The 23,335-nt window shown below is 77.8% G+C and carries 20 protein-coding genes and 1 pseudogene; 9 read left to right on the top strand and 12 right to left on the bottom strand.

Going from position 1 to position 23,335, the window contains the following annotated elements; genetic code table 11:
• The first annotated feature begins 114 nt into the window (after window positions 1-114).
• From ACRYMN_RS13915 to ACRYMN_RS13905, 3 genes are read left to right on the top strand one after another with little or no spacing between them, the layout of a single operon-like run.
• Entirely contained in the window at window positions 115-834 is a 720-nt protein-coding gene (locus tag ACRYMN_RS13915) for a GAF and ANTAR domain-containing protein (RefSeq protein ID WP_432496143.1), read from the top strand.
• A 58-nt stretch (window positions 835-892) separates the two neighbouring features.
• Entirely contained in the window at window positions 893-2,296 is a 1,404-nt protein-coding gene (locus ACRYMN_RS13910) for a cytochrome P450 (protein WP_432496141.1), read from the top strand.
• A 2-nt stretch (window positions 2,297-2,298) separates the two neighbouring features.
• Complete coding sequence (locus ACRYMN_RS13905; protein WP_432496138.1) at window positions 2,299-3,363, top strand: NAD-dependent epimerase/dehydratase family protein; 1,065 nt, start codon at window positions 2,299-2,301, stop codon at window positions 3,361-3,363.
• A 170-nt stretch (window positions 3,364-3,533) separates the two neighbouring features.
• On the opposite strand, the pseudogene ACRYMN_RS13900 reads toward ACRYMN_RS13905, so the two are convergent.
• Together ACRYMN_RS13900 and ACRYMN_RS13895 are read right to left on the bottom strand one after the other, a co-directional pair.
• A pseudogene (locus ACRYMN_RS13900) lies at window positions 3,534-4,181 on the bottom strand (sigma-70 family RNA polymerase sigma factor); the annotation flags it as partial.
• Window positions 4,182-4,399: 218 nt separating this feature from the next.
• Window positions 4,400-5,017 (bottom strand): nucleotidyltransferase, encoded by a 618-nt coding sequence (locus ACRYMN_RS13895; protein WP_432496136.1) that lies wholly within the window; start codon window positions 5,015-5,017, stop codon window positions 4,400-4,402.
• A gap of 36 nt (window positions 5,018-5,053) precedes the next feature.
• On the opposite strand from ACRYMN_RS13895, the gene ACRYMN_RS13890 reads away from it, so the two are divergent.
• Window positions 5,054-5,830 carry an endonuclease/exonuclease/phosphatase family protein gene (locus ACRYMN_RS13890; protein ID WP_432496134.1) on the top strand — a complete coding sequence of 259 codons (777 nt, stop codon included), beginning with the start codon at window positions 5,054-5,056 and terminating at the stop codon, window positions 5,828-5,830.
• A gap of 102 nt (window positions 5,831-5,932) precedes the next feature.
• Complete coding sequence (locus ACRYMN_RS13885; RefSeq protein ID WP_432496132.1) at window positions 5,933-7,762, top strand: sensor domain-containing diguanylate cyclase; 1,830 nt, start codon at window positions 5,933-5,935, stop codon at window positions 7,760-7,762.
• 76 nt (window positions 7,763-7,838) lie between these two features.
• Here the strand turns inward: ACRYMN_RS13885 and efeB are convergent, their stop codons facing one another.
• The 6 genes from efeB to ACRYMN_RS13855 form a co-directional block, all read right to left on the bottom strand.
• The gene (efeB, locus tag ACRYMN_RS13880; RefSeq protein ID WP_432496129.1) at window positions 7,839-9,074 is read right to left on the bottom strand and encodes an iron uptake transporter deferrochelatase/peroxidase subunit; all 1,236 of its coding nucleotides are present in this window, start codon (window positions 9,072-9,074) and stop codon (window positions 7,839-7,841) included.
• 4 nt (window positions 9,075-9,078) lie between these two features.
• Window positions 9,079-10,224, bottom strand: a complete 1,146-nt coding sequence (gene efeO, locus ACRYMN_RS13875) for an iron uptake system protein EfeO (RefSeq protein WP_432496126.1) — start codon at window positions 10,222-10,224, stop codon at window positions 9,079-9,081.
• A gap of 47 nt (window positions 10,225-10,271) precedes the next feature.
• Window positions 10,272-11,114 carry an iron uptake transporter permease EfeU gene (gene efeU, locus ACRYMN_RS13870; RefSeq protein WP_432496124.1) on the bottom strand — a complete coding sequence of 281 codons (843 nt, stop codon included), beginning with the start codon at window positions 11,112-11,114 and terminating at the stop codon, window positions 10,272-10,274.
• A gap of 179 nt (window positions 11,115-11,293) precedes the next feature.
• Window positions 11,294-11,674: an ANTAR domain-containing protein gene (locus ACRYMN_RS13865; protein WP_432496121.1), complete on the bottom strand. Its 381-nt coding sequence runs from the start codon at window positions 11,672-11,674 to the stop codon at window positions 11,294-11,296.
• A 142-nt stretch (window positions 11,675-11,816) separates the two neighbouring features.
• Window positions 11,817-12,812 carry an LLM class flavin-dependent oxidoreductase gene (locus tag ACRYMN_RS13860; RefSeq protein WP_432496156.1) on the bottom strand — a complete coding sequence of 332 codons (996 nt, stop codon included), beginning with the start codon at window positions 12,810-12,812 and terminating at the stop codon, window positions 11,817-11,819.
• Window positions 12,813-13,243: 431 nt separating this feature from the next.
• Window positions 13,244-14,107 carry an LLM class flavin-dependent oxidoreductase gene (locus ACRYMN_RS13855; RefSeq protein WP_432496118.1) on the bottom strand — a complete coding sequence of 288 codons (864 nt, stop codon included), beginning with the start codon at window positions 14,105-14,107 and terminating at the stop codon, window positions 13,244-13,246.
• 214 nt (window positions 14,108-14,321) lie between these two features.
• Between ACRYMN_RS13855 and ACRYMN_RS13850 the strand changes: the two genes are divergently transcribed.
• A complete protein-coding gene (locus tag ACRYMN_RS13850; RefSeq protein ID WP_432496116.1) occupies window positions 14,322-15,755 on the top strand; it encodes a dihydrolipoyl dehydrogenase family protein in 1,434 nt (477 codons plus the stop codon).
• 9 nt (window positions 15,756-15,764) lie between these two features.
• Here the strand turns inward: ACRYMN_RS13850 and ACRYMN_RS13845 are convergent, their stop codons facing one another.
• Entirely contained in the window at window positions 15,765-16,277 is a 513-nt protein-coding gene (locus ACRYMN_RS13845) for a DnaJ family domain-containing protein (protein WP_432496114.1), read from the bottom strand.
• Between the two features lie 127 nt (window positions 16,278-16,404).
• Here ACRYMN_RS13845 and ACRYMN_RS13840 point away from each other — a divergent pair, with 127 nt between their 5' ends.
• The gene (locus ACRYMN_RS13840) at window positions 16,405-17,883 is read left to right on the top strand and encodes an NCS2 family permease (RefSeq protein ID WP_432496112.1); all 1,479 of its coding nucleotides are present in this window, start codon (window positions 16,405-16,407) and stop codon (window positions 17,881-17,883) included.
• A 119-nt stretch (window positions 17,884-18,002) separates the two neighbouring features.
• Here the strand turns inward: ACRYMN_RS13840 and lhgO are convergent, their stop codons facing one another.
• Complete coding sequence (gene lhgO / locus ACRYMN_RS13835) at window positions 18,003-19,190, bottom strand: L-2-hydroxyglutarate oxidase (protein WP_432496110.1); 1,188 nt, start codon at window positions 19,188-19,190, stop codon at window positions 18,003-18,005.
• Window positions 19,191-19,356: 166 nt separating this feature from the next.
• The gene (locus ACRYMN_RS13830) at window positions 19,357-20,499 is read right to left on the bottom strand and encodes a glycosyltransferase family 9 protein (RefSeq protein ID WP_432496108.1); all 1,143 of its coding nucleotides are present in this window, start codon (window positions 20,497-20,499) and stop codon (window positions 19,357-19,359) included.
• Between the two features lie 258 nt (window positions 20,500-20,757).
• Between ACRYMN_RS13830 and ACRYMN_RS13825 the strand changes: the two genes are divergently transcribed.
• Window positions 20,758-22,137, top strand: a complete 1,380-nt coding sequence (locus tag ACRYMN_RS13825) for a D-arabinono-1,4-lactone oxidase (protein WP_432496106.1) — start codon at window positions 20,758-20,760, stop codon at window positions 22,135-22,137.
• Between the two features lie 88 nt (window positions 22,138-22,225).
• Complete coding sequence (locus ACRYMN_RS13820; RefSeq protein ID WP_432496103.1) at window positions 22,226-23,083, top strand: glycosyltransferase family 8 protein; 858 nt, start codon at window positions 22,226-22,228, stop codon at window positions 23,081-23,083.
• 13 nt (window positions 23,084-23,096) lie between these two features.
• Here the strand turns inward: ACRYMN_RS13820 and ACRYMN_RS13815 are convergent, their stop codons facing one another.
• A complete protein-coding gene (locus ACRYMN_RS13815; protein ID WP_432496102.1) occupies window positions 23,097-23,273 on the bottom strand; it encodes a hypothetical protein in 177 nt (58 codons plus the stop codon).
• Window positions 23,274-23,335 lie beyond the last annotated feature (62 nt).

Here is a 23,335-nt window from a genome sequence, read left to right as displayed (position 1 = left end):
CACCCCGGCGCGCCCGCCCCTCGCGCGCCCGGCGCGCACCTGGCAGGCTCGGGACCCGGCCGGTCGCCCCCGGGGCGCCGGCGGTGCGGGCGGTGCGGGGACGAGGGGTGCGCGGTGTCGGTCGGGGTGCGGGGCGTCGCGGCGGCCGTGGACGAGGTCGCCGCCCTGCTCGCGCAGCACGGCGACCCGCTGGAGCTGGCCGACGGCCTGGTGCGCCGCTGCGCGCAGCTGCTGGGCGCCGAGGCCGTCGGCCTGCTCGTGGAGGACTCCGGGCGGCGCCTGCAGCTGCTGGCCGGCAGCTCGGGCACCGCGCAGGAGCTCGAGCTGTTCCAGCTGGGCTCCGAGGAGGGCCCGTGCGTGGAGTGCCACGCCGGCGCGGTGCCCGTCAGCTGCGCCGGCCCGCAGGAGATGGCGCGCCGCTGGCCGGGCCTGGCGCTGGTGGCCGCGCCGCTGGGCGTGCTGTCGGTGCACGCCGAGCCCCTCGTGGTGGCCGGGCGCAGCATCGGCGCGCTGGGCGTCTTCCGCGAGCGCGAGGGCGCCCTGGACGAGGTGGAGGCCGCCGTGGTGCGCGCGATGGCCGCGCTGGGCGCGGTGGGCTTCACCCAGCTCGAGCGCGTCGCGGCCGGGCGGCGGGTGCAGGAGCAGCTGCAGCGGGCGCTGGACAGCCGGGTCGTCCTGGAGCAGGCCAAGGGCGTGCTCGCCGAGCGCCACCGCGTCTCGCCGGACGAGGCGTTCGAGCGGCTGCGGGCGGCGGCGCGCACCGGGCGGCGCCCGCTGCACGACGTGGCGCGCGAGGTCGTCGGGGGCGTGCCGGACGGTGGCACCGCCGCCTGAGGCCCCGGCGCCGCGCGCACCGGTGCATGGACACCCCGCGGCTGGGTACCTGGGCGGCATGGGCACCACCACGACGGCGCGCGGCGCCGCGCTGCCGGGCTCGCCCGGCGCGGCCCCGGCAGCGGGCACGCCCGTGCCCGGCGCCGTCCCCGGCCCGGGAGGGGCCGCGGCGCGCACCCGCTCCCCCGAGCTGCTGCTGACGCTGCTGGTGCGCGGCTTCGACGCGCTGCCCGCGCTGCGCCGCGCGCGCGGCGGCGCGGCGGGCGAGCCGGTGCGCGCGCGGCTGCTGGGCCGGCCCGCGCTCGTGGTGCGCGGGCCGCTGGGCGTGCGCGCCTTCTACGACGGCTCGCTGGTGGCCCGCCGCGGGGCCGTGCCCGCCCCGCTGAGCCGCGTGCTCTTCGGCCGCGGCGCCGTGCACGGCCTGGACGACGCCGAGCACCGGGCGCGCAAGGCGCTGTTCACCGGGGCGCTGGCGCCCGACCGCGTGGACGGGCTCGTCGACGCCGCCGCCGCGGAGTGGGCGCGCGCGGTGCGCGCCTGGCCCGGGCGCGAGCGCGTGGTGGTCTTCGACGAGGCGGTGGGGGTGCTCGGGCGCGCGGTGCTGCGCTGGGCCGGCGCGGGCGCCGGCCGGGAGGTGGACACCGCGCGCGCCGCCGACCTCGCCGCGATCGTCGACGGGTTCGGCTCGGCCGGCCCGCGCCTGCTGCGCGCGCGCCGCGCCCGCGAGCGCTGCGAGCGCTGGGCGGCGCGCGCGGTGCGCGACGTGCGCACCGGGCGCCGCCACGCCCCCGCCGGCAGCGCGCTGGCGCTGGTGGCGGCGCACCGCGACGAGCGCGGGCGGGCGCTGGACGAGCGCACCGCCGCCGTGGAGCTGCTCAACGTCCTGCGCCCGACCGTGGCGGTGGCGTGGCTGGTCGCGCAGGCCGCGGTGGCGCTGCACGAGTCGCCGCGCTGGCGCGCCGCGGTGGGCGCCGCGCGCACCGGCGGGCCCGACCCGTCCGGCACCGCCCTGGCCGTCGCGCACGAGGTCCGCCGGCGCTACCCGTTCGTGCCCGCGCTGGCCGGCCGGCTGCGCCGCGACGCCGAGGTGGCCGGGCACCGCCTGCGCGCCGGCGACCGCCTCGTGCTCGACGTGGTGGGCACCCACCGCGACCCGGCCCGCTGGCCGGGGCCCGAGCAGTTCGACCCGGGCCGCTTCGACGGCGCCGGGGTGTGCCCCGCCTCCCCCGCGCTCGTGCCGCAGGGCGGCGGCGACGCGCGCACCGGGCACCGCTGCCCCGGCGAGCCGGCCACCGTGCGCCTGCTGGCGCAGGCGGTCGAGGTGCTCAGCGCCCTGGCGCTCGTGGTGCCGCCCCAGGACCTGCGGATGCCCGCGCGGCCCGTGCCGTCGCGACCCGCGAGCGGTTTCACCGTCACCGAGGTCGACCCGGGGACCGTCCCGGCGACCGGTCAGGAGGACTAGACGTGCGCATCGTCGTCACCGGGGCGAGCGGCAGCGTGGGCACCGCGCTGCTGCGCCGCCTCTCCCAGCGCAACGCCGAGGGAGCCGGGCACGAGGTGGTGGGCATCGCGCGGCGCCTGCCCACCGGGGACCGCGCCCCCTACGACGTGGCGGAGTGGGTCTCGCTGGACGTGGCCGACCCCGCCCAGGAGGAGCGGCTGCGCAGCACCGTGCGCGGCGCGGACGCGGTCGTGCACGCCGCCTGGCTCATCCAGCCGGCGCGGCAGCCCGCGGAGCTGGCGCGCGTGAACCTCGCCGGCAGCCGCGCCGTCGTGCGCGCCGCGCGCGAGGAGGGCGTCGGGCAGCTGGTGCACCTGTCGTCCATCGGGGCGTACGCCCCGCGGCCCCCGCAGGACCACCGCGTGGACGAGTCGTGGCCCACCACCGGCGTGCCCACCTCGCAGTACTCGCGGGAGAAGGTCGCCGTCGAGGCGCACCTGGACGTGCTCGAGGCGCAGGCGCCGGGGCTGACGGTGGCCCGCGTTCGCCCGGCGCTGGTGTTCCAGCGCGACTCCGCCAGCGAGATCGCCCGCTACTTCGCCGGGGCCCTGGTGCCGGCGCGCGTGCTGGGCCGCCTGCCGCTGCCGGTGCTGCCGCTGCCGCGCGGGGTGCGCATCCAGCTGGTCCACGCCGACGACCTCGCCGACGGGCTCGTGCGGATCGTCGAGCAGCGCGCCGGCGGGGCGTTCAACCTCGCCGACGAACCCGTCCTGGGCGGGCGCGACATCGCCGGGGCGCTCAACGCCGGCAGGCTCCTGGCCGTCCCGCACGCGCTGGGGCGCGCCGCGGTCGCGGCGACCTACCGGGCGCACGTGCACCCGGTGCAACCCGGCTGGTACGACCTGGCGCTGTCGGTGCCCCTGATGGACACCGGCAGGGCGAGGAGCGAACTCGGCTGGCAGCCGCGTCACGCCGCGGCGGACGTCCTGGCGGAACTCCTCGCGGGGATGCGCGCGCACGCCGGGACGACCTCGCCGGCGCTGCGCAGCCGCTCGGTGGCGGCACCGGGTTCGAGGGTGGGGACGTGACGCAGCCGGACCGGCCGCACCGGTGCGACGGCACCGGTGCGGAGCTGGTCGGCGGTGCGGAGCTGGTCGGCGGTGCGGGGCCGGCCGGCGGTGCGGGGTCGGCCGGCGGTGCGGGGTCGGCCGGCGGTGCGCTGCGCACCGCCGGCCGGTTCGCCGGACAGCGCCTCGCGCAGGCGGCGCAGCACGGCCGACAGCAGCCGCGAGACCTGCATCTGGCTGATGCCGAGTTCCGCGGCGATCTGCGACTGGGTCGCGTCGGCGAAGAACCGCAGCGCCAGGATGCGCCGGTCGCGGTCGGTCAGGTCCGCCAGCGCCGGGCCGAGGGAGGCCAGGTCGTCCACCACGGAGACCGCGTCCCCGGCGGCGACCAGGGTGTCGGCGACGGTGGTGTCGTCGTCGGCGCCGAGCCGCGCGTCCAGCGAGACCGCGGAGTAGGCGGCCGCGGCGCAGCGCGCCTCGCGCACCTCGGCGACGGTGGTGCCCAGCCGGTCGGCCAGCGCCACCTCGTCGGCGCCGCGGGAGTTCTCCTGCTCGAGGTCGCGCTCGACCGAGCGCAGCCGCGAGCGCAGTTCCTGCAGCCGGCGCGGCGGGCGCACGTCCCAGCCGTGGTCGCGGAAGTGGCGGCGGATCTCGCCGGTGATGGTGGGCGTGGCGTACGCCGCGAACGACGCGCCCGCACCGGGCTGGTAACCGCGGGCCGCCTTCACCAGGCCCAGGAACGCCACCTGGACGAGGTCCTCCCACGACTCCCCGCGGTTGCGGTACCGCGACGCCAGGCCCCGGGCGAGGTCGAGGTGCTCCACGACCAGGTCGTCCACGGCGGGGGCGTCGGGTCGGGTGTGGGCACCGACGGCGCTGTCGACGTCGGGAACTAGAGCGGTCACGGAACCCTCCGCATCAGTCCTGCTCGGTGATCAGGCGACCTGCTGCACCCGCGGCCACAGTCGAGCACCGACGCACCGGGTCGGCAACCGCAACCCCCACCGCCCCGCCACCGCCCCACCGGGCCACCCCGCCGGGCCGCGGCCCGGCGCGCTCAGGCGCGCGCCGGGACCACGTCGAGCAGTTCCAGCAGGTGCAGGAACGCCATCGCGAACGGGCGGCCGTCCACGCGCTCGCGCACCTCGTCCCAGTCGACGGCCTCGCGGATGCTGCGCACGACGCGCAGCCCCGGGGCGAGGTCGAGGGTGTGCTCGTCGAACGCGCACATCTTGTGCACCACGACGTCGGTGGCGCTCAGGACCGGCATCTCCACGGAGAGCACCTCCGTCCAGGCCGCGCGTGAGAGCAGCGCGTCGTCCACCGGCAGCCCACCGCCGCGGTGCAGCAGGTCGACCTCCACGCCGTCGCTGAGGACCTTGAACAGCCAGTCCTCCGGCGGTTCGAGCACCTCGTGACCGGCCTCGCGGAAGTGCTCGCGCACGCGGTCGGCGTCGCTCGCGCGCAGGTCGAAGTCCACGTCGTGGACCGGTTCCGGCGCGCCGTGCACCCACGCCGCGTACCCGCCGGCGAGCGCGAACGGCACGTCGGCGCGCTTGAGCTCCGCCGCCACCCGCACCAGCGCGGTGCGCCGCTGCGCGACGGTGGTGGCGGTGGCGTTGACGCCCGCGTCGACCTCCCCGTCGGCCGCTCCGTGGTTCCCCGTGCTCTCCACCGTGCCCCCTCCGCTGGTGTGCCGCACCCTGGGGAGGTGCGACTGGCGACCTTCAACATCCTCCACGGTCGATCGCTGGAGGACGACCGGGTGGACGTCGACCGCTACGCCGCGGCGATCGCGTCGCTGGACGCGGACGTCGTGGCGCTGCAGGAGGTGGACCGGGGCCAGGAGCGCTCCTCGCGCGCGGACCTGACCGCGGTGGCGGCCGAGGCCCTCGGCGCGGCCGAGCACCGCTTCGTCGCGGCGCTGTCCGGCACGCCGGGGGCGACGTGGATGGCGGCCACCGGGCACGAGCAGCCCGACGAGGCCGCCTACGGCATCGCGCTGCTCTCGCGCCTGCCGGTGCGCTCGTGGGAGGTGGTGCGCCTGCCGTCGGTGCCGTGGACGGTGCCGGTGCTCTTCCCCGGCGCCCGGCGCCCGAAGCTGGTGCGCGACGAGCCGCGCGTGGCGGTGGTGGCCGTCGTGGAGGAGCCGTCCACCGGCCGCTGCCTGACGGTGGCCGGCACGCACCTGTCCTTCGTGCCGGGCTGGAACACCTGGCAGCTGCGGCGCCTGGTGCGCACGCTGCGCCGCTGCGCCACCCCCGTGGTGCTCATGGGCGACCTGAACCTGGAGCCGCAGGCGGTGCACCGCGCCAGCGGCATGCGCCCGCTGGTGCGCGCCGACACGTTCCCGCTCGAGGCGCCCGCGCGGCAGCTGGACCACGTGCTGCTCGGCGGCGACGAGCCCAGCCCGCTGCGCGTGTCGGGCTCGGGGGCACACCGCCTGCCCCTGTCGGACCACCTGGCGCTGACCGTCGACGTGGACTGAGACCCGCGCGCCCGGCGCTCAAGCCCGCCCCCCGGCCTGCCGATGGGGCAGCGGACCCCGGTGCAGCAGAGCCGCCGGGGACGAGCGGGCGGGAGCAGCGGCGTGACGAGGAGCACTGGCGGGGTGACGGCTCCCCCGCGCGCGCCCGGCACCCCCGCCGGTGCCGCCGACGCCGGGCACGACGCCGAGCACGACGCCGTCGTGCGGGTGGCCGCGGCGCTGGCCGGGGTGCCCCCCGCCGACGTGGAGCTGCTGCGCGGCGAGCAGCCGTGCCCGCGCCGCGGGGTGGGCCCGGCCGCGTGCCGGCCGCTGCCCGTGACCGGCGCGCGCGGCTCGCTGCTGGGGGCGCTGTGCCTGCACGCGCCCGACGCCCCGCGCGCGCCCGGCGACCTGCGGGACCTGGCCCGCGTCCTGGTGCCGCTGCTGGAGCGCTCGCCGGCCGGCGGGACGCCCGGCGAGGACCCGGGCGACGGTCTGGACGAGCAGGAGCGGCGCACGCTGGCCGAGCTGGTCTCGGCCGAGGTCGAGCACCGGCGGGAGCTGACCGGCGCGGTGCTGGCCAGCGTCGACGTGGGCATCCTCGTGGCCGACCCCGAGGGCCGCTGGCAGATGGGCAACGACACCGCGCTGGAGTGGCTGGGCCAGCCGCTGCGCGACGACCTCGACCCCGCCGACCACCCGGCCCAGTACGGCTTCTACCGGCCCGACGGGTGCACGCTGCTGCGCGAGGGGGAGCTGCCGCTGCAGCGCGCCCTGCGCGGGGAGGACGTCGTCGGCGCCGAGGTGCTCCTGGTGCCCTTCGGCCGGCCGTCGATGACCGTGCTGTGCACGGCGCGCGCGATGCGCTCGGCCACCGGCGAGCCGCTGGGCGCGGTCCTGGCCATGCACGACGTCACCGCCGCCCGCGCGCGCGAGGCCGCGCTGGCCGCCGCGCACGAGCAGCTCGCCGAGCACGCCGGGCAGGTGGAGGCGCTGGCGCGGGCCTCGCGCGCGGTGGCCACCGCGGACGACCCGCGCGAGGCGGTGTGCGAGGCGGTGCGCGAGCTGGCCGCCGCCGACACCGTGCACCTGCTGCAGCCGGAGGGCGCGCACGAGCTGGTGGCCACCGCGTCGGCGGGCGCGCGCCGGCGGCCCGGCACGCGGGTGGACCTGAGGACCCCCGCGAGCGTGACGGCCGAGGCGTTCCGGCGCGGGGAGCAGCTCTTCGTCGCCGACCTGCTCGCCCACCCCGGCGCGGACCGGGCCCTGGCCCGCGCGGTCGGGGCCGTCTCGGCGCTGTGGCAGCCGGTGCTGCTGGGCGAGGACGTGCCCGTGGGCGTGCTCAGCGTGGTGTGGGAGCGCGGGGTGCCCGAGCCGGCGCCGGCGCTGTCGTCGCTGCTGCGCACCTTCGCCGGGGAGGCGGCCCACGCCGTGCAGCGCGCGGAGCTGCTCGAGCGCCTGGCGCGCGCGGCCGAGCGCGACGCGCTCACCGGCCTGGCCAACCGCCGCCGCTGGGACGAGACGGCGCCCCGGGAGATCGCGCGCGCCCAGCGCACCGGCGCGCCGCTGGCGTTCGCGCTGGTCGACCTGGACCGCTTCAAGCGCTACAACGACACCTTCGGGCACCTGGAGGGCGACGCGCTGCTGCGCGAGTTCGCGGCGGCGGCGGGCGCGTGCCTGCGCGAGGGCGACACGCTGGCGCGCTGGGGCGGGGAGGAGTTCGCCCTGGCCCTGCCCGGGTGCACCGCCGAGGAGGCGGTGCGGGTGGCCGACCGGATCCGCTCGGTGGTCCCGCGCGGGCAGAGCGCCACGGTGGGCGTGGCGGCCTGGACCCCGGGGGCCAGCGCGGCCGAGGTGCTCGCGCGCGCCGACGAGGCCCTCTACCGCGGCAAGGGCGGCGGGCGCGACGCCACCGTGCTGGCCGACCCGACGGGCAGCGCGGTGCGCGCCTGACACCGGCACCCCGCGACCTGCGGTCGGCGCCCGGCGACCGGCACCCGTGACCCGGCGGTCGGCGCCCGGCGCGGGGTCAGCCCAGCAGCGGCTCGCCCCACCAGCCGTCGGCGCCCACGCCCGGCGGCACCGCCCACACGCCCGAGCCGGTGTGCCGCACGTACTCGTTGAGCGCGTCGTCGGCGGCCAGCGCGCGCTGCACGGGCACGAACGCCCGGCGCACGTCGCGCTGGTAGGCCAGGAAGAACAGCCCGGCGTCCAGGCGTCCCAGCGCGGTGGCGCCGTCGGTGTAGTTGTAGCCGCGCCGCAGCATCCGGGCGCCGCCGTGCCGGGAGGGGTGCGCCAGGCGCACGTGGGAGGTGGCCGGCAGCGTCGCGGGGTCGAACCCCTCGTGCTCGCGCCGCCCGCCCAGGGGGGCGCCCTCGCCCTTGGTGCGCCCGATCACCTGCTCCTGCTCGGCCAGGGAGCTGCGGTCCCACGTCTCCACGTGCATGGCGATGCGCCGGGCCACCAGGTACGTGCCGCCGGTCATCCACGCCTGCTCCGGCGCGGCGGCGTCCTGCGCGCCCACCCACACGTGCTCGTCCAGCTCACCGGTGTCGTCGCCGGCCACGTTGGCGGTGCCGTCCTTGAAGCCGAAGAGGTTGCGCGGGGTGGGGGCGCCGGGGTCCACGGTGGCGGCCCGGCCGTAGCCGAGCTGCGCCCAGCGCACCGCCGCGCGCCCGGCCGCGATGCGGCTGAGGGTGCGCACGGCGTGCACGGCCACCTGCGGGTCGTCGGCGCACGCCTGCACCGCCAGGTCCCCGCCGCAGCGGGCCGCCTCGAGGGCGTCGCCGGGGAAGGGCGGCAGGTCCACCAGCGCCTCCGGGCGCCGCCCGGCCAGGCCGAAGCGGTCGTCGAAGAGCGAGGGTCCCAGGCCGAGGGTGAGGGTCAGGCGCGCGGCGGGCAGCCCGAGGGCCTCGCCGGTGTCCTCCGGCGGGGCCAGCGGGTCGCCGCCGACCGCGCCGCTCTCACCCACGGGGCGCCCGGCGGTCAGCGAGCGCGCCGCGCGCGTCCAGTCCCGCAGCAGCCCGGCCAGCTCCTCGCGGTCGGCGGCGAGCACGTCGAAGGCCGCGAAGTGCAGGTGCGCCTGCACGTCGGTGGACACGCCCGCCTGGTGCTCGCCCTCGAAGGGCACGACCTCGTCGCGGGCCGCGGGCGCGTCCCCGCTCGCGGCCGCGCCCACGAGCGCGGCCGCGCCGACCCCGCCGGCGCCGGCGCCCAGCGCGGCGATCAGCCCGCGCCGGCTCAGCGCCCCCCGCCCCGCGGCCACGACTTCAGGCCCGCCCGGCGGCGGCGCCGAGCCGCGACAGCGGCTCGGACAGCGCGTCCACCACCCTGGCCAGCTCCCGGCGCTGCTCCTCGCCGACGGTGTCGTAGGGCACGAAGCCGTCGGCGGTGCGGTACGGCTCCAGGGCCGCGCGCACGTCGGCGAACTCGGCGTCGAGGGTGGCCACCAGCTCCGGGTCGCTCTGCGAGACAAGGGGCCGCAGCGCGTCGAGCGCGCGGGCGGCGCCGGCGACGTTGGCGTCGAAGTCGACGAGGTCGGTGTGGCTGAACGCCTCCTCCTCGCCGGTGATCTTGCCGGTGGCGACCTCGTCGAGCAGCTCCTTGGCGCCGTTGCCGATCGAGGTCGGCGTCAGCGCCGCGTTGGGCACGCGCTGGGCCAGCTCCTGCACGTCGAGGACGAGCTGGTCGGCCACCGGCACCAGCGGGGCGAGGTCCTCCCCCGTCCACAGCGCCTTCTCCAGGCGGTGCCAGCCGCTGAAGACCTCGCCCTCGGCCAGGTCGGCCTCGCGGGCGTCCATGCGCGGGTCGAGGTCGCCGAAGCTCTCCGCGACCGGCTCGATGGACTCCCACGGCACCCGCGAGGGCGCGTACAGGGCCCTGGCGCGCTCGGCGTCGCCGGCGGCGACCGCGTCGCGCAGCTGCTGCACCGGCGCGACCGAGAGGTCGGCCTGCTCCTGCACCCAGGCGCGGTACGTCCGCACCGCCTCCTCGGCGGCGGGGTCCGGCGGGGCGGTGGTGCCGGCCACCCGCACGTCTTGGCGCACGCCGTCGCCGACCATCCCCGGCTTGCAGGCGACCTGGTAGGGGCCCTCCGTCAGGTCGACGGTCAGCTCGTAGCTCGTGCCGGGGCCGATGTTCTCCTTCTCCGTCACGATGCGGTCGCCGGGCGCGTAGACGTAGACCTCGGTGACGTCGCTGCCCTCGTTGGTGATGGCGAACGTGGTGATGCCGCTGGTCAGGTCGGTGCGGGAGACCTCGCAGGCGTCGTCGGCGGCGCGCACCGCCACGGTGCCGTCGTCCTCCCCGGCCGCGGCGGCCGGCTCGGCGGGGACGTCGGTGCAGCCGGCCAGGGCGGCGGCGGCCAGCAGGGGCAGCACGGCCGCGGGGCGGGCCGAGCGGGTGCGCAGGCGCACGGGTGTCTCCAGGGGTCGTCGAGGTGGGGAGGGGCGGTTCTCGGGCGTCAGCGCTCGACGGTGGCGGGCACCGGCGCCGCGACCGGCGCCGGCCGCGGCGCGCGGCGCAGGTACAGGGCCAGCACCGGCACGACGTACGCCAGCCAGGCGGCGGCCTCCAGCCACGTGGTGGCCGGGGAGAAGTTGAGGACGCCCTTGAGCAGGACGCCGTACCAGCTGGTGGGGGGCACCTGCTCGCTGACGTCGAAGGCCAGCGAGGTCAGGCCCGGCAGGACGCGGGCCTCCTGCAGGTCGTGCACGCCGTAGGCCAGCACCCCCGCAGCGACGACGACCAGCCCGGCGCCGGTGACGGCGAAGAAGCGCCGCAGGTCGATGCGGACGGCCTGGCGGTACAGCAGCCAGCCCAGCAGCACCGCCAGGGCCAGGCCGAGGACCGCGCCGGCCAGCGGCTCGCCGGTGCGCCCGGTGGCGCGGATCGCGGCGGTGACGAAGACGCTGGTCTCCATCCCCTCGCGGCCCACGGCCAGCGCGGCGGTGACCGCCACGGCGGTGCCGCCGACCTGCACGGCCGAGCGCATGCGCTCGGTCAGGTCGCCGGCCAGGGAGCGCCCGGCCCGCTTCATCCAGAAGACCATCCACGTGACGAAGGCGACCGCGACGATCGACAGGGCCCCGCCGAGCAGCTCCTGCGCGGTGAAGGTCAGCTGCTTGGCGGCCAGCGCCAGGCCGAGGCCGACGGCCACGCACACCGCCACGGCGGCGACCACCCCCGCCCACAGCGCCGGCAGGCGGTCGCGCCGGTCCGCCTTGACGAGGAACGCGACGAGGATGGAGACCACGACGGTGGCCTCCAGGCCCTCGCGCAGGCCGATCAGCAGGTTCGCGAGCACTCTCAGCTCCTCACGGGTGCCGGCGTCCTGGTGCACCCGGCGAGTGAGGGCAGGCTAACCGATGTCGCGGCCGCGTCGCGAGCCCGTGACGAGGACCACGCGCACGACCGCGCCGCGACCCCCGGAGCGGTCCCGGGGCGGTCTCGGGGCGGTCGCGGCGCGGTCGCGGGCGCGCAGCCCTAGATGCGCGTCCAGTTGCGCGCCACCAGCTCGCGCGGGTCGCGCACGGAGGCGGGCACCGGCTCCGCCGGGCGCGGCGGGACCTGCTCGGCGCTGACGGGCAGGTCCTGCACGAGGGCGCTGGCCAGGTCGAACAGCTTGACGTTGTGGGTCTGCGAGACGCGCGAGAGCTGCTCGAAGGCGGTCTCCTCGTCGCAGCGCGCCACCGCCATGACGGCGCCCTTGGCCATGTCGATCACCGGGCGCCGCGCCAGCGCGGTGCGCAGCTGCTCGACCTCGGTGCGCAGGCGCTGGACCTCCTCGGCGCGCAGGCGCTCGTCCTCCGAGCGCTCGGGGACGGGGCCCCCGGCGTGCGCGCGCTCGCGGGTGCTCTCCTGCATGGCTGACCTCCGGTGGGGCTCCTCCCGGGCGCGGTGCAGCGCCGGGTGCGCCTCCGGCGGGGTCCGGGCCGGGTGCAGCCGCCCATCGTAGTCGGCCGGCGGTGACGGTGCGTCGAGGTGCCTGCGCCCTGCGTCGCCGCGCTCAGGCGCCCGGGCGCCAGCCCAGCGCCGGGCCGAGCCGCTCGGCGGTGTCGGTGAGGATCTGCTCGTAGTCCTCGGCGGCGAAGCCGAAGGGCAGCGCGAAGACCACCTCGCGCACGCGCCGGTACCCCTCGTGCGCGCGCAGCGCGGCGGCGATCTCCTCGGAGGTGCCCAGCAGGTCGGGGGCGAACAGCAACCGCCCGGGGCCCTGCGGCTCGCGGGTGCGCGGGGTGCGCGCGGCCACGTAGGCGGCGTAGCGCTCGCGCTGGGCGGCGGTGGCGCTGTCGGTGGGCACGACCACCAGGCCCTGCGAGGCGCGCGCCGCGGTGCCGGCCGGGTGCGCGCGGTGGAACTCGTCGAGCTGGCCGGCCTGGATGCGCGCGAAGTCGTGCGGCCCCTCGCCCTCGGCGCGCACGACGCTGGAGGTCAGCAGGTTCAGCCCCCGCTCCCCGGCCCAGCGGGCCGAGGCGGTGCTCGCCGCGCCGTACCACAGGCGCTGCGCCAGCCCCGGCGAGTGCGGCTGCACCCGTTTGGAGTACGTCTCGACGCCCTCGGTGCCGCTGAAGGTGCTCGCCGGCTCCCCGCGCAGCAGGCGCTGCAGGCGCAGCACCCGCTCGCGGCCGAAGTCCTCCGCGTCGGCGGTGTCCGGGTACAGCGCCGCGCGCACGTGCTCGAAGTGCACCGGCTGCCCGGTGCTCACGCCCGGCTCGAGCCGGCCGCCGGAGAGCACGTCGACGGTGGCGAGGTCCTCGGCCAGGCGCAGCGGGTTCTCCCAGCCCAGCGGGGTGACCGCCGTGCCCAGGTGGATGCGACGGGTGCGCTGGCTGGCCGCGGCCAGCACCGCCACGGGCGAGGAGATGCCGTGCTGCAGGTGCCGGTGGCGCAGCCACGCGCTGTCGAAGCCCAGCCGCTCGCCCAGCTCGATGACGGACAGCGTCGTGCGGTGCCCGGCGCCGGGGTCGTCGGGGTCGAACGACCCAATCGTCAGGAAACCCATCCGCTCCAGCGGCTCGTCCTCGCGCGGCACGGCGCCCCCTCTCCTCGTGGGCCGCAGTCTCCCCCGGCGCCCGCGCGCGCACCTCCCCGGGTCCGCCCGGGGGTCCCCGCGCCCCCGCACCGCCTCGTCAGGACCCTGCCGAGGCGGTGGCGGCAGCCCGCCCCGGGCACGCACCGGCGGGCCCGGGGCGCGCACCATGGACGGATCCCACCGGCGGCGCCCGAGCGGGGGCGCGGCCGGGGAGCACGAGCGGCACCGGACGGGGCGGCGCGAGCGGAGGAGGAACCGTGGGGGACGACGAGGACGGCGTGACGACGAGCGGCGCGGACGGCTGCGGGGTGGACTGCTTCTTCTGCCGGGGCCCGGAGACGGACTGACGCCCGGCACCCGCGCACCCGGTGCCGGGTTCGCGGGCGCCGGGCGCGCGGGCGTCAGGCCAGGCCGTGGGTGCGCAGCACCGCGCCCAGCGCCGCGGCCGGCACGCCGCGCCCGTCCGGGCGCGGCCAGTGCACGACGACCTCGTCGAAGCCCGCCGCGGCCAGCCGGTCGGCGAAGCGCGGGTAGTCGGCGAACACCGCGGTCTCGTCGCGCCCGAGCAGGGCCAGGCGGCGCGGTGAGCGCTCCGGGGCGACGCGGCGGCGGGTGAGCTCGAAGCGCTCGGCCGCCTCGACGAAGCCGGCCGCCACCTCCTCCGGCCCGCTCGCGGCCGGGTCGCCGTAGGTGACCCACGCCTCGGCGGTGCGGGCGGCGAACGCCGTGCCGCGCGGGCCGGCGGCGGCGACGGTGAACGGCACCCCGCCCGGCTGCACCGGCCCGGGCAGCGCGCGCGCGTCCACGGCGCTGAAGAACTCCCCGCGCGCGTCGACGGCCGGCTGCGAGAGCACGCGCCGCAGCAGCAGCGCCCACTCCTCGAAGCGGCGCTGGCGCTGCGCCGGGCTCAGCGCGTCCAGCCCGAGCACGGCCGCGTCGTGCGCGGCCGTGCCGGCGCCCACGCCCAGCTCCAGGCGCCCGCCGCACACGTGGTCCAGGGTGACCACCTCGGAGGCGAACGTCACCGGGTGGCGGAAGTTCGGGGTTGCCACGAGGGTGCCCAGGCGCACCGTGCTCGTGGCCGCGCCCGCGGCGGCCAGCAGGGGCACCGCGTTGAACCACGGCCCCGCGCGCATGTCGCGCCAGGACAGGTGGTCGTAGGTCCACGCGGCGCGCAGGCCCGCGTCCTCCACGGCGCGCACGGCGGCGGTGAACGCCGCGGGCGCGTGGTCGTTGAGGACGACGGCGGACAGGGCGGGTGCCACGGTGCTCCTCGGCGCTCGGGGCCGGCGGTGCGCCGGTGCCCACCGAGCGTGCCAGACGCCGGGCGCGCACGCGGCCGCCCCCGCGCGGCCGCCGTCACGGGACCGCCCCCGCGTGGCCGCCGTCACGTGGCCGCCGTCACGTGGTCGCCGTCACGTGGCCGGTCTCACGCCGGCAGCGGTGGCACCGCCGCGGGGCGCGCGGCACGGTGGCGCCGTGAGCGCATCGTCGGGGCGGGACGCGGTGTCCGAGTACGACGTGGTGGTGGTCGGGGGCGGGCCGGCGGGCACGTCGGCGGCCGTGCGGGCCGCGGAGCTGGGGGCGCGCACCGCCCTGCTGGAGGCGCGGCGCACCGGCGGCACCTGCGTGCACAGCGGCTGCGTGCCGACCCGGGTGCTGGCCAAGACGGCGCGGCTGGTGCGCGAGGTGCGCACGGCCGCCGACTACGGCATCGCGGTGCCGCGCCAGGAGGTCGACTGGGCCGCCACCGTCGCGCGCGTGCGCGCCACCGTGGAGCGGGTGCACGCGGCCAAGGACGACGCCGGGCGCCTGGCGGAGCTGGGCGTGGACCTGGTGCTGGAGGGCCGGGCGCGCTTCACCGGCCCGCACGAGCTGGAGCTGGAGCGCACCGGCCGGCGCGTGCGCGGGCGCAGCGTGGTGCTGTGCGTGGGCGGGCGCTCGCGGCGCCTGCCGCTGCCGGGCGCGGAGCTGGCCACCTACCCGGAGACGGTGCTGGACCTGCCCGCGCTGCCGCGCCGGCTGGCCGTGGTGGGGGCCGGCAACACCGGCGCGCAGCTGGTCACGGTCTTCCGCGCCCTGGGCAGCGAGGTGCTGCTGCTGGACCTGGCCCCGCGGGTGCTGCCCACCTCCGACGCCGACGTCTCGCGCGCGGTGCGCGAGGCGTTCGAGGAGCAGGGCGTGCGGGTGGGCACCGGCATCGACGGCGTGGACTCCCTGGCCCGCCGCGCCGACGGCGCGATCGACCTGGCGTGGCGCGAGGGCGGCGCGGTGCGCACGGAGCCCTTCGACGCGGTCGTCCTCAGCGTGGGCTGGCCGGCCGCGCTGGAGGGGCTGGGGCTGGAGGCCGCGGGGGTGGGCGCGGGGCCCTCGTCGATCCCCGTCGACGAGTTCCTGCGCACCGACGTGCCGCACGTGTTCGTCGCCGGCGACGCCAACGGCAGCTCGATGCTCGTGCAGGCCGCGCACGCCGAGGCCGAGGTCGCCGCCTGCAACGCGGTGCTCGGGCCCACCCGCAGGGCGGCGCACCGGCTGCTGCCGGCCGGCGGGTTCACCGACCCCGACTACGCCGGGGTGGGCCTGACCGAGGACGAGGCCCGCGCGCGCGACCCGCAGTGCCACGTCGTCACCGTGCCGTTCGCGCAGATGGAGCGGCCCGTCATCGACGACCGCACGCGCGGGTTCCTCAAGCTGGTGGCCGACCGGCGCCGGGAGGTCGTGCTGGGCGCGCACGCCGTCGGCGAGGAGGCCGTCGAGGTGGTGCAGGCCGTGACGACGGCCATGGCCGCCGGCGTGGACGTGGCGACGCTGGCCGGCGTGGAGTTCGCGTACCCCACGTACAGCGCGGTGGTCGGCGAGGCCGCCCGGCGCCTGCTGCGCGGCACGAGCGCCCCCTGGCGCGGCAGCGCCTGAGCGCGGGCCTCAGCCCCCGCCCTCCCGGTGTCCCCGGCGCTGGCGGCGCCACGGGAGCCACCGGCTCCACCGCCTCCCCGGCGCGGGCGCGGCCGGCTGCGGCGGCGCGGGGGGCGGGGCCGGGCGCGCGGCCCCCCAGCGCGCGCGCAGGTCCGCCGGGTCGAGCAGGGCCACCACGACGAACGGGCCGTCGGTGCCGCGCCGGTACAGCTCGCGCACCCGGGCGTTGAAGTCCTCGGCGACCTCCTCCACCTCGGCGGGCGAGCGCAGCTCGCCGACGTCGCGCAGCAGCACCTCGCGCTCGCGGCGCAGCGCCAGGGCCGGCGGGAGCATCGCCGAGACGTCGAAACCCTCCCGGCGCGCCTTGTCGGCGGCCCAGCCGTCGGCGGTGAAGGGCCGGTCCAGGCCGCGCAGGGGCGCACCCGCGCCGGGCAGGTGGTCGAAGTCGCCGCGCTCGACGGCCTCGCGCACCTGCCGCTCCACGCGGTCCTCGAACCGCCCCGCCGGCCGCCAGCCCCGCACCCCGGCGAGGCTACCCGCGCCCGCCCCGCGGCGCGGTCCGGCCGCGGCGCGCACCGGTTCTGGCAGGATCCTGCCCGGCCCCGGCGTCGCGGCCGCTCCCCCGGCCCGACTACGTCCGAGGTGATCGATGGCCACACAGACGGGTGCCACGCGCCCGCGCTCCGCGCTCGACCGCTGCTTCCGCATCACCGAGCGCGGCTCCACCGTCGCGCGCGAGGTCCGCGGCGGGCTGGCGACCTTCTTCACGATGGCCTACATCGTGGTGCTCAACCCGCTGATCATCGGGACCCAGCCGGACAGCACCGGTTCGTTCCTCGGCGGCGGGCAGGCGCCCGACCTCGCGGCCGTCGCGGCCGCCACGGCGCTGGTGGCCGGCGTCGTGACGATCCTCATGGGCGCGGTGGCCAACTACCCCCTGGCGCTGGCGACCGGGCTGGGCCTGAACGCGTTCGTCGCCTTCGGGGTGGCGGGGCTGCCGGGGATGACCTGGGCCGACGCGATGGGCCTGGTGGTCCTGGAGGGCCTGATCATCCTGGTGCTGGTGCTCACCGGGTTCCGCGAGGCGGTCTTCCACGCCGTCCCGGCGCAGCTGAAGACCGCGATCAGCGTGGGCATCGGGCTGTTCATCACCATCGTCGGCCTGGTCGACGCCGGTTTCGTGCGCTCGGGCAGCGGCACGCCGCTGCAGCTGGGCATCGGCGGGTTCCTCTCCGGCTGGCCCACGCTAGTCTTCGTCGTCGGCCTGCTGCTCATCGTCGTGCTGCTGGCGCGCGGGGTGCGCGGGGCGATCCTCGGCGGCATCGTGGCGGCCACCGCGCTGGCCGTCGTCGTCGAGGCGGTCGCCCGGCTCGGCCCGCGCACCGGCGAGGACGGGCAGGTGCGCGACCCGCGCGCCTGGGGCCTGAACGTGCCGGCGCTGCCGGACTCCTGGGTGGACACCCCGGACTTCTCGCTGCTCGGGCAGTTCAGCCTGCTGGGTTCCTTCGAGCGCATCGGCGTGGTCAGCGTGGTGCTGCTGGTCTTCACGCTGCTGCTGGCCGACTTCTTCGACACGATGGGCACGATGGTCGCCATCGGCAAGGAGGGCGACCTGCTCGACGCCGAGGGCAACCCCCCCGGCACGCGGCGCATCCTCGTCGTCGACTCCCTGGCCGCGGTCGCCGGCGGCGCGGCGGGCGTCTCGAGCAACACCAGCTACATCGAGTCGGCCACCGGGGTGGGCGAGGGCGCGCGCACGGGCCTGGCCAGCGTCGTGACCGGCGTGGCGTTCCTGCTCACCACGTTCCTGGCGCCCGTCGTGGCGATCGTGCCCTACGAGGCCGCCACGCCCGCGCTCGTCGTCGTGGGGTTCCTCATGATGACGCAGGTCAAGGGCATCGACTGGGACGACGTGGAGGTCGCGCTGCCGGCGTTCCTGACGATCGTGCTCATGCCGTTCACGTACTCCATCAGCGCCGGCATCGGCGCCGGGTTCGTCGCGCACGTGGTGGTCAAGGCCGCGCGCGGCAAGGCGCGCCAGGTGCACCCGCTGCTGTGGGTGACCGCCGCGCTGTTCGTCCTGTACTTCGCCATCGACCCGCTGCGCGAGGCGTTCGGCGTCGCCTGAGGCCACCGGCCACCGGCCACCGGCCACCGGCCACCGCACGCCGCCCCGCGCGCGGACGCCCCCGCCCGGGACGGGCGGGGGCGTCGGCGTCCGCGGGGCACCCGCGCGGGTGCGCCCGCTCAGAGGTCGGTGTCGATCTCGTCGGCGATGCGCCGGCCGATCTCCAGCGAGGCCGTCGCCGCCGGGGAGGGCGCGTTGAGCACGTGCACCTGGCGGATGCCGCGCTCGAAGTAGAAGTCGTCGACCAGAGCGCCGCTGCGGTGCAGCGCCTGCGCGCGCACCCCGGAGTGGGTGGGCACCAGGGCGTCGTCGGACAGCGCGGGCACCAGCTCGCGCAGGCTGGCCAGGAACCGCTTGCGCGAGGCCGAGCGCAGCACCTCGTCGACGCCGGTGCGCCAGAAGCGCGCCCCCAGCTTCCAGGTGCCCGGCCAGCGGAAGGTGTCCAGCAGGTCGCGCGGAGAGACGTCGCCCCAGGTGTAGCCCTCGCGCTTGAGGGCGAGCACCGCGTTGGGGCCGGCGTGCACGCCGCCGCCGACCATCTTCGTCAGGTGCACCCCCAGGAAGGGCAGCGTCGGGTCCGGCACCGGGTAGATCAGGCCCTTGACGAGGTGCGTCTGCTGCGGGGTGAGCTCGAAGTACTCCCCGCGGAAGGGCACGATGCGCACCTCCGGCTCCAGGCCGGCCAGGCGGGCGATGCGGTCGGAGTGCAGGCCGCCGCAGTTGACGAAGACGTCGCCGGTGACCTCACCGGTGGTGGTCTGCACCGTCACGGAGCGGAACGTGGAGGAGACCCCGACGATCTCGGAGTCGAAGCGGATCTCGCCGCCGTCCTTCTCCACGAGCTGCGCGAGGGTGTCGCACACGCCGCGGTAGTCGACGATGCCGGTGGTCTCCACGCGCAGGGCCGCCACGCAGCGCACGTGCGGCTCGTGCTCGCGGGCCTCCTCGGGCGAGACCATGCGCACCGGCACGCCGTTGGCCAGGCCGCGCTCGAGCAGGCGGCGCAGCGCCGGAACCTGCTTGGGCGTCGTGGCCACGACGAGCTTGCCGCAGATGTCCACGGCCACGCCGTGCTCCTCGGCGAACTCGCGCATGGAGCGAGCGCCGGCCGTGCCCAGCGTGGCCTTCAGGCTGCCGGGCGCGTAGTACAGGCCCGAGTGGATGACGCCGGAGTTGTTGCCCGTCTGGTGCTCGGCCAGGCGGCTCTCCTTCTCCAGCACCGTGACGCGGTGCCCGCGCGAGCTGAGCGCCCAGGCCGTCGACAGGCCGACGATCCCCCCACCCGCGACGACGACGTGGTTGCCCATGCGTGTTCCTCCCCCGTGCTGCGGATGCGTGTGCGTGCTCCCGCGGCGCCGGGCGCGCGGGACCCCCGCAGGATTGTCGCCCACGCGCGAGCGCGCTCGCGACCACCCGGCGCGGATCGGTGCCCGCTCCCGCCCGTCCGGCCCACCGGACCGGCCGCGGGCCGGCTCAGAGCCCCTGCTCGGAGCCCGCGGGGCCGGCGGTCCGCGCCTGCAGCGGCGCCGCGGGGGGCGGGACGGGCACCCGCCCGGCGGCCAGGTCCGCCACGGCGTCGACGACGCGCTGCGGGGGCACGTCGAGGCAGGGGTGCCCGGGGACCGGGCAGACCTGCGCGCGCGTCAGCCGGCACGGCGCCGACAGGTCCCCCAGCACCACCACGGGCACCCCGAACGGCGCCCAGCGCTCGACGGGCATGACGGCGGAGAACAGGCTGGCGACGGGCGTGCCGACCGCGGCCGCCAGGTGCGCGGGGCCGGTGTTGCCGACGACGGCGACCGCCGCGGCGTCGAGCAGGGTGGCGAGCTGGGCGAAGGAGGTGCGCCCGGAGGCGTCCACGACGCCGGGCGCCCCGGCGGCCACCGCCGCGGCCAGCTCCACCTCGCCGGGCCCGCCGGTGACCACGACGCGCCGGCCGGCGGCGGCGAGCGCGGCCACCGCCGCGGCCGCCACCCGCGGCTCCGGCGCCCGCGCGGGCACGGAGGCGCCGGGGTGCACGACGACGACGCGGCCGGCGGCCAGGTCGTCGCCGAGCTCCTCGCGCAGCGCGGCCGGCAGCTCCGGCAGCGGGCGGCGCACCGCCAGGCGCGGGTCGGCGGGCACCGCGCGCCCCGTGGCGGCCACCAGGCCGAGGCTGGCGACCACCTCGTGCTCGCCACCGGTGCCGTCGGGCGGGCCGGGACGGCGGTGGCGCACGTCGAGCAGGCTGCCGGGGTAGTCGTCGCTGGCGGCGGCCACCCGCGGGACCCCGGCCAGGCGGGCCAGCACCGCCACCGGCAGCGGGCTCTGGTGGTACGAGGTGAAGACCACCACCTCGTCGTAGGCGCGCTCGCGCAGCGTGCGCACGAGGGCCTCGAGCGCGGCGGCGTCGGGGGCCGGCGGGCGGTAGCCGGACCACGGCACGTCGGCCACCAGGACCTCGTCGACACCGGGCAGCAGCCGCGCGGCCGCGGCCCCGCCGGGCGCGGCCAGCACGTCGACGCGCGCTGCGGTCGCGCCGTCCGGACCGCGGCGCAGCGCCGCGACCGCCGGCCCGGTCATGAGGACGTCGCCGTCGCTGTCCAGGCGGACGGCCAGGACGCGCGGACCGCTCACCGGGACGCCCGCACCGCCGCCGGGGACCCCCCGCTCCACCGGCGGGAGGGGGGTCGCGAGACGGCTGCCCGGGTGCGCACACGCACGTTCTAGCCGACCGGGACGGCAGGGGTCTGCCCGAGTCGCCGGGAGCCGGTGCGACGTGCGTCACCTTCACCCCCGCCGCAGCGCCGACCGCCCCGAACGGGGTTAGGTTCTCGTCGTCCTGCGGCCACCTCCCGCGCCCGCGGGACCCTTGAAGACACCGAGGAGCTGCCGATGAGCGTCACCGCGAGCGCCCACCCCCGTCGCAGCACGGAGCTCGACGACGGGACCGAGGTGTGGAACTGGGCCGGCAACGCGGTGCTCGGCCGCAGCAGCGCCGTGGTGTCCCCGGGCACCGAGGAGGAGCTGCGCGCGGCCGTCACCTCCACCACCGGCCGCGTCCGCCTCGTCGGCTCGCGCATGTCGGCCGGGCGGATGCTGCAGCTCTCCGCCGAGGGCGACCGGCTGGTCGACACCAGCCGCCTGCGCGGCCTGCTCGCCTCCGGCCCGGACAGCGCCACCTTCGCCGGCGGCACCGCCCTGCAGGAGGTCTACGACGTCCTGGCGGCCACGGGGCGCGCGCTGCCCTCCTCCCCCGGCGTCATCGCCTCGCAGACCCTGGCCGGCGCGCTGGCGACCGGCACGCACGGGCAGGGCCTGCGGCAGAGCTCCGTCGCCGACGCGGTGCTGAGCGTGCGCACGGTCCTGGCCGACGGTTCGGTGGCCGAGTTCGACCGCGGGCACCCCGCGTTCCCCGCCGTGCAGCTCGGCCTCGGCGTCCTCGGCGCGGTGAGCGCGGTGACGTTGCGCACCGTCGCGAACACGGTCTACACCTGCCGCAAGGACGTCGCCGGCGCCGGCGACCTGGGCGCCCTGCTGACGCGCTGGAACCGGGACAACGCGCTGAGCAAGGCGTGGTGGTTCCCCGGGGAGGACGTCGTCCACGTGTGGAACGCGCAGGAGGCCGACACCGCGGCCGCGCTGGCCCACCGCGCCGGCGGGGGCCGCCTCGTCGAGCACCCCGGCACCAGCGACGCGGTGAACCGCGCGGTCGACGCGGCCCTGAGCACCATGCGCGGCGACACCCGGATCAGCGACGCGCAGGGCAAGCCGTACCGCACGGTGAACCGGTTCAAGGACTTCTCCGACGTGACGGGCGACGTCTACCAGGTGTTCTGCCGGGGCATCGCCACGCCGCAGATCAACGTCGAGGTCGCCGTGCCGCTGGACCGGGTCGACCACGTCGTCGCGGTGCTGCGCGAGTGGCACGCGCGGACGAACCCGCACATGCACTACCCGATCATCCTGCGCTGCACCGGCCCGTCCACGGCCTGGCTCAGCCCGGCGCACGGGCGGGAGACGTGCTACTTCGGCTTCGTCGTGTACTACGCCGAGGACGGCACGCTCTCCGCGGGCGGGATGGACTTCCTGCGCTCGGTGGAGGAGGTCCTCGCCGCCGAGGGCGCGCGGCCGCACTGGGGCAAGTACTTCGACGAGGCCCTCTACGACTGGCCCGCCCTGTACCCCCGCTGGGACGACTTCCGCGGGGTGCGCGAGGAGCTGGACCCGCAGCACCGCTTCGCCAACGCCTTCACCGACCGCCTGCTCGGCTGAGGCGCGGCCCGGCGGGCCCACCGCCCGGCCACCGCCGCACCGCACGACCGCTGCACCGCACGCCTCCCGAACCGACGAGGAGACCCCGATGAAGGCCTGGGCCACGCTGCTGACGAAACCGGACTACCTGGTGGGGGTGCGCGTCCTGCACGCCTCGCTGCGCCGCTCGAGCAGCGAGCACCCGCTGGTGGTGATGGTGACCGCCGACGTCGACGAGCCCAGCCGCCGGGCGCTCCTGGACGACGGGTGCCTGGTGCGCGAGGTCGGCGTGCTGCGCCCGGACAGCCGGCTGGAGGCGAACTACGCCAACGAGCGGTTCGTGGAGGTCTGGACGAAGCTCGCCGCCTGGGGCCTGGTGGAGTTCGAGCGGCTGGTCGTGCTGGACGCCGACATGCTCGTGGTGGCGAACATGGACGAGCTGTTCACCCTGGAGCTGCCCGAGGGCGGCCTGGCGGCCTGCCACGCGTGCCGGTGCAACCCCAACCGCATCGCCAGCTACCCGGCGAGCTGGACGCCGCAGAACTGCTTCTACACGCACTGCCGCGGCCTGGAGCACACCGAGGAGCCGGGCGTGGTGGACAACTACTTCAACGGCGGGTTCCTCGTCCTCGAGCCGGACGAGGCGGTCCTCGACGCGCTGCTGACCCGCCTGCACGGCCTGAGCGACCTCACCCGCTACCAGTTCGCCGAGCAGGACTTCCTCAACGAGTCCTTCGCGGGCCGGTGGCGGCCGCTGCCGTACGTCTACAACGCGCTGAAGACCCTCTCGCACCAGCACCCCTCGGTGTGGGACGAGCGGCAGGTGAAGAACCTGCACTACATCATCGACAAGCCGTGGCAGGGCCGCACGGAACCGGGCAACCGCTACCACGACCTGCACGAGCGGTGGTGGCGGGTGGCCGAGCAGGTGCTGCCCGTCGTCCCGGCCGGAGCGGCGCCGGCCTGAGCGGCCGCTCGGCTCACCCGCGCCAGCGCGTCTGGCGGCCGGGAGGCGGCGGCAGCGTGCCGTTGGCGACGACCTGGTCGTGGATCTGCTCCAGGCCGCTGCGCAGCGGGGCGAGCAGGGCGGGGTCGAGACCGTCGAAGAAGAGGCGCTCGACGAGCGCGACGTGGCTCGGCGTCGCCTGGCGCACCACGTCCCCGCCCCGCGGGCTCAGCGCGACGTCGGTGACGCGACGGCGCCGTGCCCGGCCGGGGG

It is taken from the genome of Kineococcus gypseus (assembly GCF_050871305.1).
Taxonomy (GTDB): Bacteria; Actinomycetota; Actinomycetes; order Actinomycetales; family Kineococcaceae; genus Kineococcus; species Kineococcus gypseus.
Note: the sequence above shows the minus strand (reverse complement) of the source record. Positions and strands in the feature narration are given on the sequence as shown.

What these genes read in the sequence shown, in the direction of transcription:
- lhgO (WP_432496110.1), bottom strand. Translation starts at nt 19,190, where the DNA reads ATGGGCAACCACGTCGTCGTCGCGGGTGGGGGGATCGTCGGCCTGTCG.
- ACRYMN_RS13860 (WP_432496156.1), bottom strand. Translation starts at nt 12,812, where the DNA reads ATGGGTTTCCTGACGATTGGGTCGTTCGACCCCGACGACCCCGGCGCC.
- ACRYMN_RS13840 (WP_432496112.1), top strand. Translation starts at nt 16,405, where the DNA reads ATGGCCACACAGACGGGTGCCACGCGCCCGCGCTCCGCGCTCGACCGC.
- ACRYMN_RS13825 (WP_432496106.1), top strand. Translation starts at nt 20,758, where the DNA reads ATGAGCGTCACCGCGAGCGCCCACCCCCGTCGCAGCACGGAGCTCGAC.
- ACRYMN_RS13820 (WP_432496103.1), top strand. Translation starts at nt 22,226, where the DNA reads ATGAAGGCCTGGGCCACGCTGCTGACGAAACCGGACTACCTGGTGGGG.
- ACRYMN_RS13865 (WP_432496121.1), bottom strand. Translation starts at nt 11,674, where the DNA reads ATGCAGGAGAGCACCCGCGAGCGCGCGCACGCCGGGGGCCCCGTCCCC.
- ACRYMN_RS13910 (WP_432496141.1), top strand. Translation starts at nt 893, where the DNA reads ATGGGCACCACCACGACGGCGCGCGGCGCCGCGCTGCCGGGCTCGCCC.